At 62.0% G+C, this 18,199-nt stretch carries 10 protein-coding genes; 6 read left to right on the top strand and 4 right to left on the bottom strand.

The window, feature by feature from the left end; translation table 11 throughout:
• Window positions 1-22: 22 nt before the first annotated feature.
• The 5 genes from cyoB (at window position 23) to HDE80_RS11555 (ending at window position 4,769) form a co-directional block, all read left to right on the top strand.
• Window positions 23-2,026, top strand: coding sequence for a cytochrome o ubiquinol oxidase subunit I (gene cyoB / locus HDE80_RS11535; protein ID WP_184670980.1), 2,004 nt, complete (start codon window positions 23-25; stop codon window positions 2,024-2,026).
• Complete coding sequence (gene cyoC, locus HDE80_RS11540; RefSeq protein ID WP_184670982.1) at window positions 2,019-2,660, top strand: cytochrome o ubiquinol oxidase subunit III; 642 nt, start codon at window positions 2,019-2,021, stop codon at window positions 2,658-2,660. The genes cyoB and cyoC overlap by 8 nt, the downstream gene beginning before the upstream one ends.
• Window positions 2,657-3,067, top strand: coding sequence for a cytochrome o ubiquinol oxidase subunit IV (gene cyoD / locus HDE80_RS11545; RefSeq protein WP_184670984.1), 411 nt, complete (start codon window positions 2,657-2,659; stop codon window positions 3,065-3,067). Before cyoC ends, cyoD begins: the two co-directional genes overlap by 4 nt.
• 27 nt (window positions 3,068-3,094) lie before the next feature.
• Complete coding sequence (locus tag HDE80_RS11550) at window positions 3,095-3,886, top strand: SURF1 family protein (protein ID WP_184670986.1); 792 nt, start codon at window positions 3,095-3,097, stop codon at window positions 3,884-3,886.
• A gap of 310 nt (window positions 3,887-4,196) precedes the next feature.
• Complete coding sequence (locus tag HDE80_RS11555; protein WP_184670988.1) at window positions 4,197-4,769, top strand: acetate uptake transporter; 573 nt, start codon at window positions 4,197-4,199, stop codon at window positions 4,767-4,769.
• A gap of 102 nt (window positions 4,770-4,871) precedes the next feature.
• Here HDE80_RS11555 and HDE80_RS11560 read toward each other — a convergent pair whose 3' ends face one another.
• Complete coding sequence (locus HDE80_RS11560; RefSeq protein WP_255483715.1) at window positions 4,872-6,887, bottom strand: serine protease; 2,016 nt, start codon at window positions 6,885-6,887, stop codon at window positions 4,872-4,874.
• A gap of 210 nt (window positions 6,888-7,097) precedes the next feature.
• Here HDE80_RS11560 and HDE80_RS11565 point away from each other — a divergent pair, with 210 nt between their 5' ends.
• A complete protein-coding gene (locus HDE80_RS11565; RefSeq protein ID WP_184670990.1) occupies window positions 7,098-11,474 on the top strand; it encodes a DEAD/DEAH box helicase in 4,377 nt (1,458 codons plus the stop codon).
• Window positions 11,475-11,648: 174 nt separating this feature from the next.
• On the opposite strand, the gene HDE80_RS11570 is transcribed toward HDE80_RS11565, so the two are convergent.
• From HDE80_RS11570 to HDE80_RS11580, 3 genes are all read right to left on the bottom strand, one after another.
• Window positions 11,649-12,722 carry a heparan-alpha-glucosaminide N-acetyltransferase domain-containing protein gene (locus tag HDE80_RS11570; protein WP_184670992.1) on the bottom strand — a complete coding sequence of 358 codons (1,074 nt, stop codon included), beginning with the start codon at window positions 12,720-12,722 and terminating at the stop codon, window positions 11,649-11,651.
• Window positions 12,722-15,043, bottom strand: a complete 2,322-nt coding sequence (locus HDE80_RS11575) for a family 20 glycosylhydrolase (protein WP_184670994.1) — start codon at window positions 15,041-15,043, stop codon at window positions 12,722-12,724. Before HDE80_RS11575 ends, HDE80_RS11570 begins: the two co-directional genes overlap by 1 nt.
• A gap of 190 nt (window positions 15,044-15,233) precedes the next feature.
• Complete coding sequence (locus HDE80_RS11580; RefSeq protein WP_184670996.1) at window positions 15,234-18,059, bottom strand: TonB-dependent receptor; 2,826 nt, start codon at window positions 18,057-18,059, stop codon at window positions 15,234-15,236.
• Window positions 18,060-18,199 lie beyond the last annotated feature (140 nt).

Raw genomic sequence — 18,199 nt, forward strand, 5'->3', positions numbered from 1 at the left:
GTTTCATGTTCCGGTGCACACGATGTTTGACCATCTTGATCTCGTAAAACTGATTTTCGGCCGACTCACCTGGGAGGCGCTGCCTCTGCACGTTCCGATCGTGCTGGGCACCATGATTGTGGTCATGCTGGGCGGTCTGGCGCTGGTCGCCGTCATCACCTACAACCGCCTGTGGGGCTATTTGTGGCACGACTGGTTCACCAGTATCGACCACAAGAAAATCGGCATCATGTACATCATCCTGGGTTTGGTGATGCTGCTGCGCGGCTTCTCCGACGCCATCATGATGCGCGCGCAGCAAGCCATGTCGTTCGGTGCCAACAACGGCTTTCTGCCGCCGGAACACTACGACCAGGTGTTTACCGCGCATGGCGTGATCATGATTTTCTTTGTGGCGATGCCGTTGATCACCGGCATCATGAACTTCGTGATTCCGCTACAGATCGGCGCGCGCGACGTGGCGTTTCCGTTTCTCAACAACTTCAGTTTCTGGATGACCGCGGCCGGCACCGTGCTGGTGATGATGTCGCTGTTCGTCGGAGAATTCGCGCGCACCGGCTGGCTCGCGTATCCGCCCTTGTCGGGCATCGCGCAAAGCCCCGACGTGGGAGTCGACTACTACATCTGGTCGCTGCAGATAGCCGGTATCGGAACGCTGCTATCGGGCATCAACCTGCTGGTCACCATCATCAAGATGCGCGCGCCCGGCATGAGCCTGATGAAGATGCCGATGTTCGTCTGGACGGCACTGTGTACCAACGTGCTGATCGTCGCCGCGTTCCCGGTGCTGACCGCGGTGCTGGCGCTGCTCTCGCTCGACCGTTACGTGGGGACGAACTTCTTCACCACCGCACTCGGTGGCAACGCGATGATGTACGTGAATCTGATCTGGATCTGGGGCCATCCCGAGGTGTATATCCTGATCCTGCCCGCGTTCGGCATTTTCTCCGAGGTCACCGCCACCTTCAGTCGCAAGCGCCTGTTCGGCTACACCTCGATGGTCTACGCGACCATCGTGATCACAGTGCTGGCTTACCTCGTCTGGCTGCATCACTTTTTCACGATGGGTTCGGGCGCGAGCGTCAACTCGTTCTTCGGCATCACCACGATGATCATCTCGATACCCACGGGTGCGAAGATCTTCAACTGGCTGTTCACCATGTACCGCGGGCGCATCACGTTCTCGGTACCGATGCTGTGGACGATGGGGTTCATGGTCACCTTCACCATCGGCGGCATGACCGGCGTGCTGTTGGCGGTGCCCCCGGCGGATTTCGTGCTGCACAACAGCCTGTTTCTGGTGGCGCACTTCCATAACGTGATCATCGGCGGCGTGCTGTTCGGCCTGTTTGCCGGCATCAACTACTGGTTCCCGAAGGCCTTCGGCTTCAAGCTGGATGAGTTCTGGGGCAAGTGCTCGTTCTGGTTCTGGACCGTCGGCTTCTATTTCGCCTTCATGCCGCTGTACGTGCTGGGTCTGATGGGCGTCACGCGTCGCATGAGCCACTTCGACGATTCGTCGCTGCAGATCTGGTTCGAGATTGCCGCCTTTGGCGCGTTCCTGGTCCTGCTGGGCATCATCTCGATGCTGATCCAGTTCTACGTGAGCTTCCGTCACCGTGCAGCACTGCGCGATGTCACCGGCGATCCGTGGGATGCCCGCACGCTGGAGTGGTCGACCTCGTCGCCACCGCCGTCCTACAACTTTGCCTTTACCCCGTTGGTGCACGATGTCGACACCTGGTGGCAGATGAAGCAAGCCCACTACAAGCGGCCGGAAGAAGGCTTCATCCCGATCCACATGCCCAAGAATACCGGTGCCGGCATCATGCTCGGCGGGCTCAGCACGATCTTCGGCTTTGCCATGATCTGGAACATGTGGCTGCTGGTGGTCGTGTCGTTCGTCGCTCTGCTGGCGGTCGCGATCGGCCATACCTTCAACTACAAGCGCGACTTCCACATTCCGGCCGACGAAGTCGCCCGTACCGAGGCAGCCCGCACCACGCTGTTAGCCAACCATGTCTGATACCCACGCACACGTCATCACCAGCGACGCGAACTCGGCGGGTCCGCTGCAGTTTCATCTGACTCACGAACACCACCCAGAAAACGGCACCTTGCTGGGTTTCTGGATGTACCTGATGAGCGACTGCCTCATCTTCGCCTGCCTGTTCGCCGTCTACGGCGTGCTGGGACGCAACTACGCTGGTGGACCGTCCGGCGCCGAGGTATTCGAACTGCCGCTGGTCGCGGTCAACACCTCGATGCTGCTGCTGTCGTCGATCACCTACGGCTTCGGCATCCTCGAAATGCAGCGCAACCGGCTGCGGCCGATGTTGATCTGGCTCGCTATTACCGGCCTTTTCGGCGCAGCGTTCCTGAGCCTGGAGATGTATGAGTTCCTGCATCTGATCCATGAGGGCAATGGCCCGCAGCGCAGTGCCTTCCTGTCATCGTTCTTTACCCTGGTCGGCACGCACGGACTGCACGTCACCTTCGGCATCGTGTGGCTGATCACGCTGATGGTGCAAACCGGCAAGCTCGGCCTCACGCCGGAAAACAAGCGTCGACTGATGTGCCTGTCGATGTTCTGGCACTTCCTCGACGTGGTCTGGATCGGCGTGTTTACCTTTGTCTATCTGATGGGAGTGCTGAAATGAGCACGCATACCGATCTCATCCCCCAAGACGGACACGCCGACGATCACGGCCATCACGGTCACGATACCGGCGCCAGCCACAGCACGTTCAAGGGGTACATGACCGGCTTCGTACTGTCGGTCATCCTCACCGCGATCCCGTTCTGGATCATCATGAGTGGCGGCCTGCATACCTCGGGCATGACCGCGCTGGTGATCCTGGCCTTTGCCGCCGTGCAGATCGTCGTGCACATGATCTACTTCCTGCACATGAACTCGAAGTCCGAGGGTGGCTGGACGCTGCTGGCGCTGATCTTCACCATCGTGCTTGTCGTCATCACGTTGAGCGGTTCGATCTGGGTGATGTATCACCTGGACCACAACATGATGCCGTCGATGATGGAACAACAGATGAAAAACATGCCCTGAGCGCGTCAGGCGCTCGCATGGCCGCTCATGACTGCTGCCGAAAAAGCTGCTGATCGCGGACCACGAGGTACCGTTGCGCTGATCGGCCTGAGCTTGCTCGGGCTGATCTTGTTCGTCAGCCTCGTCGGGCTGGGTACCTGGCAGGTCTATCGTCGCGCCTGGAAACTCGACCTCATCGCCAGGATCGATCAGCGCGTGCATGCGCCGGCTGTCGCGCCGCCCGGACCAGATCAATGGCCTGATGTGACCGCCGCGAGCGACGAGTATCGGCACGTGCGTCTCACCGGTCATTTTCTCGACGATCGCGAAACACGCGTGCAGGCCAGCACCGACCTTGGCAGCGGTTTCTGGCTGCTGACGCCGCTGCAAATGGCGGACGGCAGTGTGGTGCTGATCAACCGCGGCTTCATTCCGCCCGAGTGGAAAGACGCCCAATTGTCCGGCACAACGAGTCCCGTCACGATCACCGGACTGCTGCGCATCAGCGAACCGCGCGGCGGCTTTCTACGCAAGAACGATCCTGCGGGCAATCGCTGGTTTTCACGCGATGTCCAAGCGATTGCTACCGCACGTGGACTCTCGCACGTTGCACCGTACTTCGTGGATGCCGATGCGGCGCCATCCACCGATAGCGACAAAGATAATGAACCGGCCGGTGGTCTGACCGTGATCTCATTCCCCAACAACCATCTTGTCTATGCAATCACCTGGTACCTGCTGGCGTTGATGGTGGCGTGGGCAGCCTGGCGCGTCGGCCGCGAGGAAAAACGACTACGGCGGCTGCGACGAAATCATTCTGGTGTGATCGAAACGCACTGAAAAGTACTCGCGAGCTTGTCGGCGTGGTACGCCGATTGCCACTGGCCTGTCACATCACCGTGGTCATCTGCCATGCAGGGTATGAATCGCGAGCATGAAACACCGCATTGCAGCATGAGTCCGCGCTCCCGCATGCGTATGCTCGAACGGCAGCAGAGCCAATGCGGGGCGCGATGCACGCGGAAAGATCGGCAGCGGAGCGTCATGATGACGATTGAATCCGGTTTACGTGCGGCTAGAAATACACGCAACACGGATTGCAGCTAACGGCGGAATCACCGACTCGATCCACTCAGGGGAGTTCCACAACATGAGCAATGAACACATAACGACAAAATTCTCCAACCCGGCGCCGCTGGGTCTCGCCGGCTTCGCGCTGACGACATGGCTGCTCAGCATGATCAACGCCGGTTGGTTCACGGCCGATGGGATGAACATGGTGCTGGCCGTCGCACTGGCCTACGGCGGCACGGCACAGATGATTGCCGGTGTGATGGAACTGCCGCGCGGCAATACCTTCGGTGCCACGGCCTTCGTCAGCTATGGCGCATTCTGGTGGTCGTTCGCGCTATTCGTGCTGTTTCTGCATGACAAGGTACCGGCGGCATTCGTGGGCTGGTATCTCTTCCTGTGGGGCATATTTACGCTCTACATGTGGGTCGCCACATGGAAAGCCCCGCGCGCACTGCAGCTGGTTTTCCTCGCGCTGTGGATCACCTTCTTCCTGCTCGCTGCCGCCGAATGGACCGGCATGCCAGGCTTGAAGATGGCCGGCGGCTATGGCGGCCTGATCACCGCGGCCCTGGCGTTCTATCTGTCGGCGGCTGAAGTCATCAACGAGGCACATCAGCGCACGGTGCTACCGATTGGGGCACCCCACTGATACGTGGCCGTCAATGGTGCAGCAACCGCTGCGACGAGTGAGCTGAAAGCATTGTGCTGACCACGATGTCGTGGCCAGCACGCCAGCATTGTTGATCGAACGTCAGTGATCGTCGACGTGCAGGTTCTGCATCAGCAGGTCGAGCTTGGCCTTCATCGCCAGCTGCGGTTGGGTGCCGTCAACAGCGACACCGACGCTGTAAAGCACCGTCGGTGTGGAGCTACCCGACGCGCCCGCCGTGGTGACAATCTCCATCTGGCCGTTATCGCTTTGCGCGACGCTGTCATAGGGATGGCGTTGGTGCACCAGCTTGTTCCACTCGCTCTTGAAGTCGTCGTCCATATCCTCAGAAGGTGCGACGTGTCGTTCGACGTTGACCTGATCCGGATCGTTGGCATTGGCCAGCACCTGCACGTCGCCCACGTCCCAGACGACCTTGCCGTGATCCTCGAAAAAGCCGAAGCCGAGCCTCAGCATGCTGTCCTGCTCGATCTTCTGCAAGGTGGGCGCGAAGGAAAAACTCAGCCGCTTGCCGCGATAGCCGAAATGCTTGCCGTAGTCGAGGTCGAGCGTGATGTCCTTGAGTGCCGCCGGCAGCAGCGCGGTGTTTTTCAAGTAATCCTTCCACTGCGCCAGTGTGCCGTCGTAGCTCACGTCGATAAAATCGGTGAGCACGTTCATGTCGGCCAGGCTGTCGTATTCATGGCCTGGCGGTGCGAAGCGCAACATGGTCACGTAACCGTCCGGCACCGGCAGCGAAAAGGTCACCACGCGCACATTCACGTACGGCATCGTCCATATGCGCACCTGCCAGCGGCGCTGCCAGGTATCGACGTGGATGGTGTCGCTGGCGGGCTTGCCCAGCGAGGTGATCTTGATACTTTCCGAACCCACACGGCGCTGAAAGATGCCGACCTTGGCCAGTTGCTGCATCAGCAGGGCCGGGTTGCCGTAAAGCTCGCTGGCCGACACGTTATCCGGCTTGCGCAGATGGAACAGGATGTTGTTTTTGGCCACGCCAGCGGTCACGTAACCATTGCTGGACAGCGGAATCTTCTGGCCGGATTTGCCCGATACATCCCAGTCGCCCGTGCTGCTGCGAACGATGAGCCCGGGAAAGCTGCTCTGCCGTGCTACGCCATGCAGCAACCGGCTGGAACCGTCGCCGCGCGGAAACAACTTCTCAGGCTCCTTGCCCAGCAGCAGCTTGATTTGCGCATCGGTATAAGCGTTGACGCGCTTGGTATAAGCCGCGCTGAAGTCAGCGAAGCTCAGCGGCAGCGCAAACTGTTCCTTGAAGATGCTGTTCTGCGTGGTGTCGAAAATATCGAGCTGGTAGGGCACCCGCTGATCCATCACGGCCAAGTGATCGGGTGCCTTCAGGATCAGGCCGATCGGCAGCGCGTAATTCAGATTTTCGTTGGCCGACTTCATCAGCACGATGCCGATCAGCTTGCCGTCCTTGTCCAGCAACGGGCCACCGCTGTTGCCGGGCGAGGCTGCTGCCGAAAAACGCATCCACTTCCAACGGCCGTCCTGATCCTCCGGCGTATCCGATGTATACAGACCGTCGCGGATCACCACGCCAGTACCCAGCGCATTACCCACCGCGTAGACGACCTCATTCAACGCCGGGCTGGTATTGACCTCCAGCGCCGCGGCGTTGGCCGGCTGCTCGGCCAGCGAGAACACCACGAAATCTTCCTGCAGCGAATACTTCTCGATCTTGTCGATGGCATAGACATGCCCGCCGGCATCGCGCAGCGCCGGCGGCCCCCACAGGCTGCCGATGCCAATCTGCAGCACATGGCCCGCGGTGACGTAGCGGTTATGGCCGATCGCGAACGCAGTGCCGATCGAAAAATACTTGTCGTTGCGTTCCTGAAACGGCAACAGCTCCAGCGGCAGCGGCTTTTCGTAAGTCAGCGGATCGTTCAGCGGCTTGGCCGCCACCACTTCAAACGTGGCCGCCTGAATCTTCGGCAAGATCGCCGGATCGAGGCTGGCGGCATGCGCAGTGGTTGCGCCACACAGCCCGATCAATAACACCAGTGCCAGCCGCTGCAGCATCGAAGCCGAGGCGCCAGCGTGGCACCAAATCACTCGCAAAACGTGCATGAATATCCCTTGCATGAAAGCCGTCGTTGAACTCCCCCGGAATCCTGACAGGCGACGGCCGCCCGCGGATATTGACATGCCTGCTCGGCACTTGCACCGGCACTGATCTGGCGATGAACGGGCAGTCAGGCATGCTCGTTTGACCGGCCTTGCAGCATCCCCATATATGATCAGGTGAGTACCCTTTCGCCGCCGCACGGACCATCGCCGATGCGCTTGGATTCCAACTCCCTGGACGCTGCCGGACTGAACGCCTTCCACCCCGCCGTCGCGGGCTGGTTTCGCCAGGCCTTTTCAGCGCCCACGGCGGCGCAGGTACAGGCATGGCCGTCGATTCGCGCGGGCAGGCACACGCTGGTGGCCGCACCGACCGGTTCAGGCAAGACGCTCACCGCGTTTCTGGCCGCGATCGATGCGCTGGTCTGCGAAGGTGTGGCCAGCGGTGGCGTACTGCCCGACGCCACCCGCGTGCTCTACGTATCGCCGCTGAAGGCGTTGTCGAACGACATCCAGATCAATCTGGACGTGCCGCTGCAGGGCATTCGCGAAGAACTCGAAAAACTCGGCCTGCCCGATGTGGCCATTCGCACTGCCGTTCGCACTGGCGACACGCCGCAGGCCGAGCGCGCGTTGCTGCGCAAGCAGTCGCCGCACATCCTGGTGACCACGCCCGAATCGCTCTACGTGCTGCTGGGTTCCGCTTCCGGCCGGGCGATGCTGGCCGGCGTGCGCTCGGTCATCGTCGACGAGATTCACGCCATTGCTGGCAGCAAGCGAGGTTCGCATCTGGCGCTGTCGCTGGAACGACTGGAATCGCTGTGCCAGCGGCGCTTGCTGCGCATCGGTTTGTCGGCGACGCAAAAACCCATCGAAGAAGTGGCCAACTTCCTGGTCGGCTCCTTGCCTTGCGCGCCGCCGCCTGGAGAAGCGGGCGAAAGTTCCTGCACCATCATTGATGTCGGCCATACCCGCCAGCGCGATCTGGCGATCACCGTGCCGCCGGTGCCGCTCGAAGCGGTGATGTCCAACGACAGCTGGGAGTTGGTCTACAACCAGGTCGCAGGGCTGGTGCAGGCGCATCGCACCACACTGGTGTTCGTCAACACACGGCGGATGGCCGAGCGGGCGGCGCGGCATCTGTCCGAACGGCTCGGCAAGGAGAACGTGGCCGCGCATCACGGCAGCCTGTCGAAGGAGCTTCGGCTGGATGCCGAGCAGCGGCTCAAGCGCGGCGAGCTGTCGGTGCTGGTGGCTACCGCATCACTGGAGCTGGGCATCGATATCGGCGACGTCGATCTGGTGTGCCAGCTCGGTTCGCCGCGTTCGATCGCCGCGTTTCTGCAGCGCGCAGGCCGCTCCGGCCACAGCATCAGCGGCACGCCGAAGGCTCGGCTGTTTCCCGCCACGCGCGACGATCTGATCGAATGCACTGCCCTGCTGGACTGCGTACGGCGCGGTGAGCTCGATGCGCTCATCCTGCCGCCGCAGCCGCTCGACGTGTTGGCGCAGCAGATCATCGCCGAGGTCGCCTGCCAGGAATGGAGTGAGGATGCGCTGTACGAGCTGGTGCGTCGCGCATGGCCATATCGCGCACTGTCCCGCGGCGATTTCGATGCGGTGGTGAAGATGCTGGCCGAGGGTTTCACCACGCGCCAGGGGCCGCGTGCGGCTTACCTGCATCGCGATGCGGTACACGGCCAGCTGCGTGCACGGCGCAATGCACGGCTCACCGCGCTGATGTCCGGCGGCACCATTCCCGATACCGCCGATTACAAGGTCGTGTTGGAACCGCAGACGATCATCGTCGGCACGGTGAACGAGGATTTCGCGGTCGAGAGCATGGCCGGCGATATCTTTCAGCTAGGCAACACCAGCTACCGCATCCAGCGTGTCGAGCGCGACCGTCTGCGCGTGGAGGATGCGCACGGCGCGCCGCCGAGCATTCCGTTCTGGCTGGGTGAAGCGCCGGGGCGCAGCAAGGAACTGTCGTTCGGCGTGTCTCGTTTGCGCAGTGAGGTTGAAACACAACTCGATGCCGGAGGTGTGACAGCAGCGCTAATGTGGCTGCGCGATAAGCTGCAACTGGATGCCGCCGCCGCGCAGCAGCTGGTCGACTATCTAGCCCGCGCCAAGGCCGCACTCGGCGTGCTGCCGACGCAGACCACCCTGGTGTTGGAGCGCTTCTTCGACGAATCCGGTGGTACCCAGCTGGTGATCCATACGCCGTGGGGCAGCCGCATCAATCGCGCGTGGGGGCTGGCGCTGCGCAAGCGCTTCTGTCGCCAGTTCAACTTCGAGTTGCAAGCTGCAGCGACCGAGGATGCGATCGTGCTGTCGCTCTCAACCAGTCATAGCTTCACGCTGGAAGAGGTCGCGCACTACCTGCACTCCAACACAGCCGAGCACGTGCTGATCCAGGCCCTGCTCGATGCGCCGCTGTTCGGTGCGCGCTGGCGCTGGAACGCGGTCACTGCGCTGGCACTGCCGCGGTTCGTCTCCGGCAAGAAGGTGCCGCCGCCATTGCAGCGGATGAAGAGCGAAGATCTGCTGGCTGCGGTGTTTCCCGATCAGGTGGCCTGCCTGGAAAACATCGTCGGCGAGCGCGAGGTGCCCAAGCACCCGCTGGTCGACCAGACCATGCACGACTGCCTGCGCGAAGCGATGGATACCGACGGCTGGCTGGAGGTGCTGCGTGCGATGGAAGGCGGCGCTATCCGCGTCGTGGCACGCGACCTCACCGGCCCCAGCCCGCTGGCCGCCGAAGTGCTCAACGCCGCACCGTATGCCTTCCTCGACGATGCACCACTGGAGGAGCGGCGCACCCAGGCGGTGCAGTCGCGCCAGTGGAACGGCGCCGACAGCGCGGACGATCTCGGTCGTCTCGACCCTGAGGCCATCGCCGCCGTGCGTGACGAAGCGTGGCCGCAGGTGCGCGACGCGGATGAGATGCACGAGGCGTTGAATGTGCTCGGCTTCGTTACCGCGTCAGAGGCCGAGGCTAACACCGGCTGGAATGAGCGACTGCAAACCCTGGGCAGGTCGCATCGCGCGACACGACTCACGCTTGGCCAGGACAACGAGGTATGGACCTGCGCCGAGAAGCTGCCGCTCTGGCAGGTGGTGCATGCGTCGTCGCCGATGCAGCCCGCCATCGATGCACCGGCCGGGTATGCGACGCAAGTCTGGAATCGCGACGATGCATTGCTGGAACTGGTACGGCATCGCCTCGGCGGCCTGGGCCCGGTCACGACAGCCGTTCTCGCCAGATCGCTGGCCGTCGACATAAGCGACATAGACATCGTGCTGAGCCGGCTACAGTCCGAAGGCTATGTGATGCAGGGCCGTTTCACCGCTCAGCCCGGAGATACCGAATGGTGTGAGCGACACCTGCTGGCACGCATCCATCGCTATACGCTGGGTCGGCTGCGGCGCGAGATAGAACCGGTGAGCCGGCGCGAGTTGATACGTTTTCTGTTCGACTGGCAGCATGTATCGATCGCTACCCGACTCAGCGGACCGGATGCGCTGCACGCCACGCTGAGCCAGCTGGAAGGCTTCGAGGCCGCCGCCGGGGCATGGGAATCGGAAATCCTGCCGGCGCGCGTCGGTGACTATTCGATCAGCTGGCTGGATGATCTGTGCCGCGCCGGCCGAATTGGCTGGAGTCGTCTGCGCAACGGTAGTGGCGGTGGTGGCGGTCCGGTGCGAAGCACGCCGATCGTGCTTTTGCCACGGCGAAGTATGGCCGTCTGGACGTCCATAGCATCAGGTTCCGATCAACAGGATGTTCTGTTGTCGTCACGCGCCCAGGCCGTGGCTGACGCGCTGCAGGCGCAGGGCGCGCTGTTCTTCGATGAACTGATGAGCGCCACGCGACTGCTGCGCACTGAAATGGAAGATGCCCTGGGCGAGCTGGTCGCGGCCGGTCGCGTCAGCGCCGACAGCTTCGCCGGCATGCGCGCCCTGCTACTGCCTGCCGCCAAACGCGACGCCCATCGGCATCGGCGCATGCGCCGGCATGCGCTCAATGGCATCGAGGATGCGGGACGGTGGTCGCTGGCGCGCAGCGCGAGTACGTCACCCTCCAGCGAGCGCGACCCCGAGGCCATCGAGCACATCGCGCGCACCCTGCTGCGCCGCTACGGCGTGGTGTTCTGGAAGTTGCTGGAGCGAGAGGCACCGTGGCTCCCACCGTGGCGGGAACTGCGGCGGGTGTATCAGCGGTTGGAGGCACGCGGCGAGATTCGTGGTGGTCGCTTCGTCGAAGGCCTGGTCGGCGAGCAGTTCGCGCTGCCCGAGGCCATCGCGCCGCTACGCGCCGTGCGCAAACGCGCGGATGCGAACGAGCTGGTCTGCCTCAGCGGTTGCGATCCACTGAATCTGGTCGGCACGGTGCTGGTCGGTGACAAGGTACCCGCGCTGGCGGGCTCGCGCGTGCTTTACCGCGACGGCATGGCCATCGCGGCGCTGATCGCCGGCAAGATCACGCCGCTGATCGAGCTTTCTTCGGCCGATATCCAGCTCGCACAGCACGCCCTGCTGCGGCATGCCATGCCGCTGAATGACAGTATGGCCGCGCAGCAATAATCACTGACTTACGGGAACCTCTAAAAACCGTAGCGAGCGAAGAAAATTTGTGCGTCGCCGGAGCGCAGGAACCGGAGCATACATACGAGTATGTGAGGATTCCGAGCACCGCCGACGCGCAAATTATCGAGCGCAGTAGGTTTTTAGAGGTGCCCTTACGCACTGCCTCACCCGTCAAAGCCTGAGATACCACCGCCGCCGATCCAGCGCGTACACGATCAGCCACCAGACCATGACGAAAGCCAGCGCGTAAGCGAGCGACGCCATATAAGCGCCGACCAGCGGCGTGAGTGGCTTGGCAAACACGTGTTGATAGAGAGGCTCCTGCCAGCCAAGCGCGGGCAGCACGATCTGCATCAGCTCGGAGCCGGCGTAGGCTGCGATGGCATTGATGCCGAAACGTCGGCCCAGCGCCGGCCAGCCATAGCGATCCACCAGCACATGAAAAGCCAGCAGAGCCAGCATCGACCAGCCCGCGCACCACAGTACGAACGAAGGCGTCCACAGATTCTTGTTGAACGGCTGCCATAACGACCACAGCACGCCAACCACCAGCGCAACCAGGCCCGCTATCAGTAAGGTTTTTCTTTGCCCCTGGCGCAGCCAGCATCCCGCCCGCAGGCCCAGCAAGGCCGTGGCGAGTGACGGCAGCGTGCCGAGCAGACCCTCCGGATCGTGCCCACGACCCGTGGCCGGATCGATCAAGTAGACGAAGCGACCGAACACCGCGCTGTCAGCCCGGCTGGTGATGTTGGTCCATGGTGCCAGCGAGCCGCCCCAGCATAGCAGCGCCGCGTAGCCGATCAGCAACAGCACAATCGCCGCCCATTGCGTGCGTGGTTTCGTATAAATCGCGAACAGCGCGACGCCCGCAAAGCACACGCCTATACGTTGCAATACGCCCGGAAAACGCAGATGGGCACCGGGCATCAACAGCCATGCCAGCAGGTTGATCGCCACGCCAAGCGCGAGGATACGCAGTGCCCGCCACAGCGCGGCATGGATCAACGGTCGCGGCACAACACCTTGCTCCAGTCGCGGCAACATGGCTAGCGCCACCGAGACGCCGACCACGAACAGGAACACGGGAAAGATCAGGTCGGTCGGTGTGCAGCCGTTCCATACGGAATGATCCAGCGGCACGTAGACATGGCCCCAATCACCCGGATCATTGACCAGCAGCATCGCCGCTACGGTACAGCCGCGTAATGCATCGACCGAGGCGAGCCGGTGTGGAGCAGTGCTCATCAGCGCGTATCGCCCGTTGCCTTGCCCGTCAGCAAAGTGACGCGGTCGAGCGCATAGAGATCACCCTCGATGGGGGCGGAGTAGATCAGGCATAGCGCATGCGAACCGTGCGACATGGGCAACGCCGCGTCGAGCGGGAAGCGCCGGACACTGCGCGACGGATCAGGCAACGGCAGCGTGACCAATACATCGCCATCGCAGCCATCCAGATGCACCACCAACTCGCCGAACGGCGTGCTGTGCGGACGCGATACCACCAGCTTCGCATCGTGTGCCAGCTGGTAATTGCGCGGCAACCGTACGGCATCGACGTGGATGCGCGTCATGCCATCCATCGGTGTGGAGGGGTAGAACTGGCAGCTGTCGAATACGTTGATGCTATAGACCGGTGCCAATGAAACGGCGTCGGGCATCGGCTGCACGCGCAGACGGAAATCGCTGCCCGGGCAGTTCGGCATGGCGTTGCCGCTGACGCTGAGCAGGCTGGTCCGATCCAGCAGACGCTGACGCGGCGATGCCAGCAACATGCCGCTGCTGCTGAAGGCCGCAGCACGCACGGTCAACGGTAGCTTCACCGCGAGCGGTGTGCTGTACAGCGGCGAGGCGACGGTCGGCACGCTGCCGTCCAGCGTGTAGTGCAATGTGTCATCGCCGGTCTGATTGGTCAGCGTGAGCTGTGCTGCGTCAGTGGTCAGTGCGATGGTCCGATCGACCGTGATATCCGGCGCGAACGCGCTGTCCGCGTAGCCGATCTGCTGTTCACGATAGCGCGCGAACTGCGCAGGCAGGCGCGCCAGAAAGCCATGCCAATCGCGTGCCGCCGCGGGCGACCAATCCACCTCGCTCAGCGCATCGAGTCGTGGAAACATGGCGTGCTCCACGTGCGCGATCGTCGGCATGTGCTCGGTCCACACATTGGCCTGCGCACCGAGTACATGCGTTGCCTGTGACGCATTGAGCGCCTTGGGCACGGGCTCGAACGCATACACGCTGGCCAGACTTCTGACCGGAATGCGCCCTGCGATTTCGTCCGCCCGATCGCTCTGCAGTTGATCGAAATACAGGTCGGGTGATGGCGACAGCACCACATCGTGACCCTGTCGCGCCGCGTCGATCGCACCTTGGGTGCCGCGCCATGACATCACCGCTGCATCGGCCGGCACCGCACCTCCGAGGATCTCGTCCCAACCAATCAACCGGCGACCGTGCGCGGAGAGGTAACTGCCGAGTCGGCTGATGAACCAGCCCTGCAGCGCATCCTCGTCCTTCAGCCCCAGCGCATGCATCTTCGCCTGGACAGCCGGCGAGGCCTTCCACTGATCCTTGACCGCCTCGTCGCCACCGACGTGGATGTAGTGCGAGGGGAACAGCGCCATCACTTCGTCGAGCACGTTGTCCATGAAGGTAAACGTCGCATCGTCGACGTTGTAGAGATACGGATGCACGCCCCAGTCCTCGGACACCGGTGGCCGCTTGCCGGTGACGCCAAGGAACGGATAGGAGGCGACCGCCGCCTGCGCATGACCGGGCATGTCGATTTCCGGCACCACGGTGATGTAGCGCGCAGCGGCGTAGGCGACGAGCTGACGAATCTGCTCCTGGGTATAGAAGCCGCCATAACGCAGCGGCTGGCCGTCGCGTCCAGCATCGACCGGCGTGCGCCAGGCGCCGGTGCGGGTGAGCTCGGGGTAACGCTTGATCTCGATGCGCCAGCCCTGGTCGTCGGTGAGATGCCAGTGGAAGGTGTTGAGTTTGTGCTGGGCCATCTGGTCGAGCAGTGTTTCGATCTCGGCAATGCTCTGCATGTGGCGCGCCGAGTCCAGCATCAGCCCGCGCCAGACAAAGCGCGGCTGATCATTGATGTGCATGGCCACCACGTGTACTGGGCCGTGTTTGTCATCTGGCGTAAGCAGCTGTGCCAGCGTCATCGCACCATAGAACAGGCCAGCAGCGTCGCGTGCGCTGATGCGAATACCCTGCGGTGTAACGTCAAGCGCATAGCCTTCGCGATTCGCCATCGCGACCTGCGGATCACGCTGCAGCACGATGGCTTTCGGAGATGCCGGGTGTTCTTCAACCCGCAGATGCAGGCCACGCGTCCGCGCAACGATGCCAGCCAGATAATCCGCTGTCTTGCGCGTCGCTGCATCACGATCAGCCACCACGATCGGCGTCTTTGCATCGACATCAAACGCACCATCCACATAGCTGATACGCGCTGGTAACGGAATCAGTGGAGGAGAAACCGCTGACGTCGCCGCATGAACCATAACGGCCGCCGAACAAAAGCTGAGACAGACAACAAGGCGTGCAAGATTCATGGCGTGTCTCGGCGGCGACGTTGTGGTAACGGCAGCTCCAATGAGCTACCGCCTTGCCCATCAATGTTTCCCACCAAAAAAAATGGACCTGGCAAGAGTGCCAGGTCCGTGGGGGAAGAAAACCTCAAGAAGAGAACCTGATGGTGAAACGTTACGGGTGGATCAGTGCTTGTCTATCAGAGCTGGTCGATCAGAACTTGAAGTGCGCGCTCAGCATGTACTGGCGACCGGTGACATATTCCTCGGACAACTGGGTCTTGCTGCCCAGGTAAGCACGGTATGTCGAGTTGAGCAGGTTGAGTGCGTTGAGGTTGACCGAGAAGTTCTTGTTGAACTCGTAGCCCGCGGTAGCGTCAAGTTCCTTGTAGCCGTCGACATAGGTCGCCGGCGCACCCGCCACATAACCACCGGCCAGATAGCTGGACCGCCAGCCATAGGAGACGCTGGCGCTATACGGCCCCTGCTCGAAGTACGGGCTGAGGTTGTAGGCGTTCTTGGAGTTGTAAGGCAGCGCGCCGCCGGTCGCAGTTGACGCATTGGAGTACGTGTAGTTCGCGCGGATGCCAAAGCCGGTATCGCTGAAGGCCTGCTGGTAGCTGATGGTGCCGCCCTTGACCTTGGCGCGACCGCCATCGACCGGCGCAGTGACGTTGTAGTCGCAGATACCTGCCGCCGTGCACTGGCCGGTGGCGATCAGCGCAGCAGCGCTGGTCTGGTAGCCAGGAATGGTCCAGGAACCATTGATGCGTTCCTGCATCGTCGCCGCATTGACGATGTAATTGAGGATGCTCTTGTAGAAGCCCGATACAGCCAATACCGACGTATCGTTGAAGTACCACTCTGCCGACAGGTCGGCATTGAGCGAGCGGTAGGGTTTCAGGTCAGGGTTGCCGGCAGCGGCAGTGAGCACCGTGTCATTCGCCTGGAAGTACGGTGCCATCTGGTTATACGGTGCATAGGCCACCGTCTCCGACGCCGCGCCACGCAGAATGAAGTCCGGTGCCAAGTTCCAGGCAATGTTGAAGGCTGGCAGCCAGTCGTTGCGCGTACTGTTCTGGGTGACGTAACCAAAACCGGTCGGGAAGGTGCAATCGAACGAATCGGCCGACGCGCACACGCCGGGAACGTTGTAACCGCTGTCGGTGAACTTGGTATGCACGAAGCGTACGCCGAGGTTACCGTGTACGTCATCGTTGCCGAAGTTCAGCTGGGCATACGCCGCACTGTTCTGCTGCTGCACGTTGAAGGTGTTGTCCCAGTAGGAGTTGGCATCCTGCGCCGTACCAAAGCCTGGCGTGCCAAGAATGGCGTTGAAGATGGCGCTGGAACCGGACGTCTGTACGTGGTGGATCGAGCTGTCGGTCAGACCCAGGCTGGACGAACCATCCAGGTCGCTGAGACCGCCGTAACCGATCTGGTCGAGTGTGAGCGTCTCCGCGCCGGTGTAGACATTCAACACCTGGCTTTCCCAATGCGAGCTGTAGCGCGCACCGATCAGCAACTCGTTGAGGAAACCGTCGAAATCCTTGCTGAAATCGAGCTGGCCGTAAGTGTCCTTGGCCTTGTAAAGCTCCTTGCCGAGGTTGCCGCCCCAGCCATTGTCAGCCCAGTAGGCCGGGTTGTTGGCCGTTGTCGGATCGGTGTACTGGGGGCCCTTGGACAGGCTCCAGTCGAAGCCGCCGCCGTAGAAGATTTCCTTGACCGCCTGCTCCATCGGGTCGCGCGACGTGCTCACGCCGACCTGCCCGTTCAAGCGCCAGCCATCACCCTTGTACTCGCCCTGCCAGTCGATGCCCTTGGTCGTGATGGTCGAGATGCGCGCGTTGTTGTCGGTGTAGGTGTGCGCGGTGCTGACGCAATTGAGGTTGTTGAGGCAGGCGGTGCCGGCCTGGGTGCCGCTGGTGATGATCCCATTGGGACCTTCGGTCAGCGAGGTGATGCCGCCCGGGCTGTTGGTTGCCCACGGATACATCGACTGGTTGAGGTTGTCGAGGTTGTCCCTGACGTACATCAAACCAACGGTCGAGGAGAAATTCTCGGTCGGCTTCCACTGCAGGTTGACGGTAACGCTGTCGAGCTTTTCGGTCTGCTGGAAGTTGGTGGCGCTGACCTGGTTCGGGATCTGGTCGGTAGCCTTGATCGCGCCGGAGTTGAGCTCCTTCTGGATCGCAGTGTTACCCGCAGCCAGCGCGGCGGTGTTGACCGAGGCCACGCTGGAATAACCGTAGTTCTCCAGACCTTGGCGATCACCGAACTGCTCGTGGTGCTGGGCGGAAACGTCGACGCCAAAGGTATTGTCATCGCTTTTCCAGCTATAAAACACCGACGCGGACGGACGACCGTGGCCGACCATGTCGTTGTAGTTGTCACCAAACGAACCGCTCAGCGTATTCGACGGCACATCCAGCGGCTTGACCGTGTGCATGATCACGGTGCCACCGATCGCGCCTTCCGGCAGGCGCGCCTCGGGGCTCTTGTAGACCTCGAGCTTGCCGATCACGTCCGGTGCGAGCAGCGAGTAGTTGAAGCCGCGGTTCGGGCTGTCGCCGTACAGCCAGATCGCCTGCGCCACCGGATGGCCATCGAGCAGGGTGAGGTTGAGGCTGGGATCGATACCGTCGATCGAGACGCGCTGGGTACCGGGGATGCTGCGATCGAGCGTGATGCCGGGCATCTGCGCCAACGCCTCGGCCACGTTGCTGGCGGGAAACTTGCCGATGTCTTCGGCGGTGATCGCATCGACAATCGCATCAGCGTTGCGCTTGGTGTTGATCGATGCCTGCAGGCTGGCGCGAATGCCGGTGACGGTAACGCCGACCAGGTTAGTGACCTTCTTCGAGTTGGCGTCGCGTGTTTCCTGCGTGGCGGCTGGCGCTGGCGTGGTTGTAGTCGACTGGCTGGACGTATCCTGTGCCGGTGCGCTCGGTGTCGGCGCACCATCGGCGGCAAACGCCGCTGCAGACATACACAGGCTGGTGATGATGCTGGCGGCTAGCAGAGTCTTGCGATAATTCATGATGTCCTCCCCTCAGAGGTGATGCGGATCAAGGCCGGCGTGGTGCGCGGCATTGGACTGGTTTGCGTATCCCTGGTTTACGTAAGTCCTGGTGTACGTTTGCGGCTTGGCGCCGTGTTACCTGATCTCGTGTTACCCGA

The sequence above is a fragment of the Rhodanobacter sp. A1T4 genome (genome assembly GCF_014207185.1).
Lineage (GTDB): Bacteria > Pseudomonadota > Gammaproteobacteria > Xanthomonadales > Rhodanobacteraceae > Rhodanobacter.

Excerpts from the sequence above, each read along its gene's own strand:
- cyoB (WP_184670980.1), top strand. The coding sequence starts at position 23 with ATGTTTGACCATCTTGATCTCGTAAAACTGATTTTCGGCCGACTCACC.
- cyoC (WP_184670982.1), top strand. The coding sequence starts at position 2,019 with ATGTCTGATACCCACGCACACGTCATCACCAGCGACGCGAACTCGGCG.
- cyoD (WP_184670984.1), top strand. The coding sequence starts at position 2,657 with ATGAGCACGCATACCGATCTCATCCCCCAAGACGGACACGCCGACGAT.
- HDE80_RS11550 (WP_184670986.1), top strand. The coding sequence starts at position 3,095 with ATGACTGCTGCCGAAAAAGCTGCTGATCGCGGACCACGAGGTACCGTT.
- HDE80_RS11555 (WP_184670988.1), top strand. The coding sequence starts at position 4,197 with ATGAGCAATGAACACATAACGACAAAATTCTCCAACCCGGCGCCGCTG.
- HDE80_RS11560 (WP_255483715.1), bottom strand. The coding sequence starts at position 6,887 with ATGCACGTTTTGCGAGTGATTTGGTGCCACGCTGGCGCCTCGGCTTCG.
- HDE80_RS11565 (WP_184670990.1), top strand. The coding sequence starts at position 7,098 with ATGCGCTTGGATTCCAACTCCCTGGACGCTGCCGGACTGAACGCCTTC.
- HDE80_RS11570 (WP_184670992.1), bottom strand. The coding sequence starts at position 12,722 with ATGAGCACTGCTCCACACCGGCTCGCCTCGGTCGATGCATTACGCGGC.
- HDE80_RS11575 (WP_184670994.1), bottom strand. The coding sequence starts at position 15,043 with ATGAATCTTGCACGCCTTGTTGTCTGTCTCAGCTTTTGTTCGGCGGCC.
- HDE80_RS11580 (WP_184670996.1), bottom strand. The coding sequence starts at position 18,059 with ATGAATTATCGCAAGACTCTGCTAGCCGCCAGCATCATCACCAGCCTG.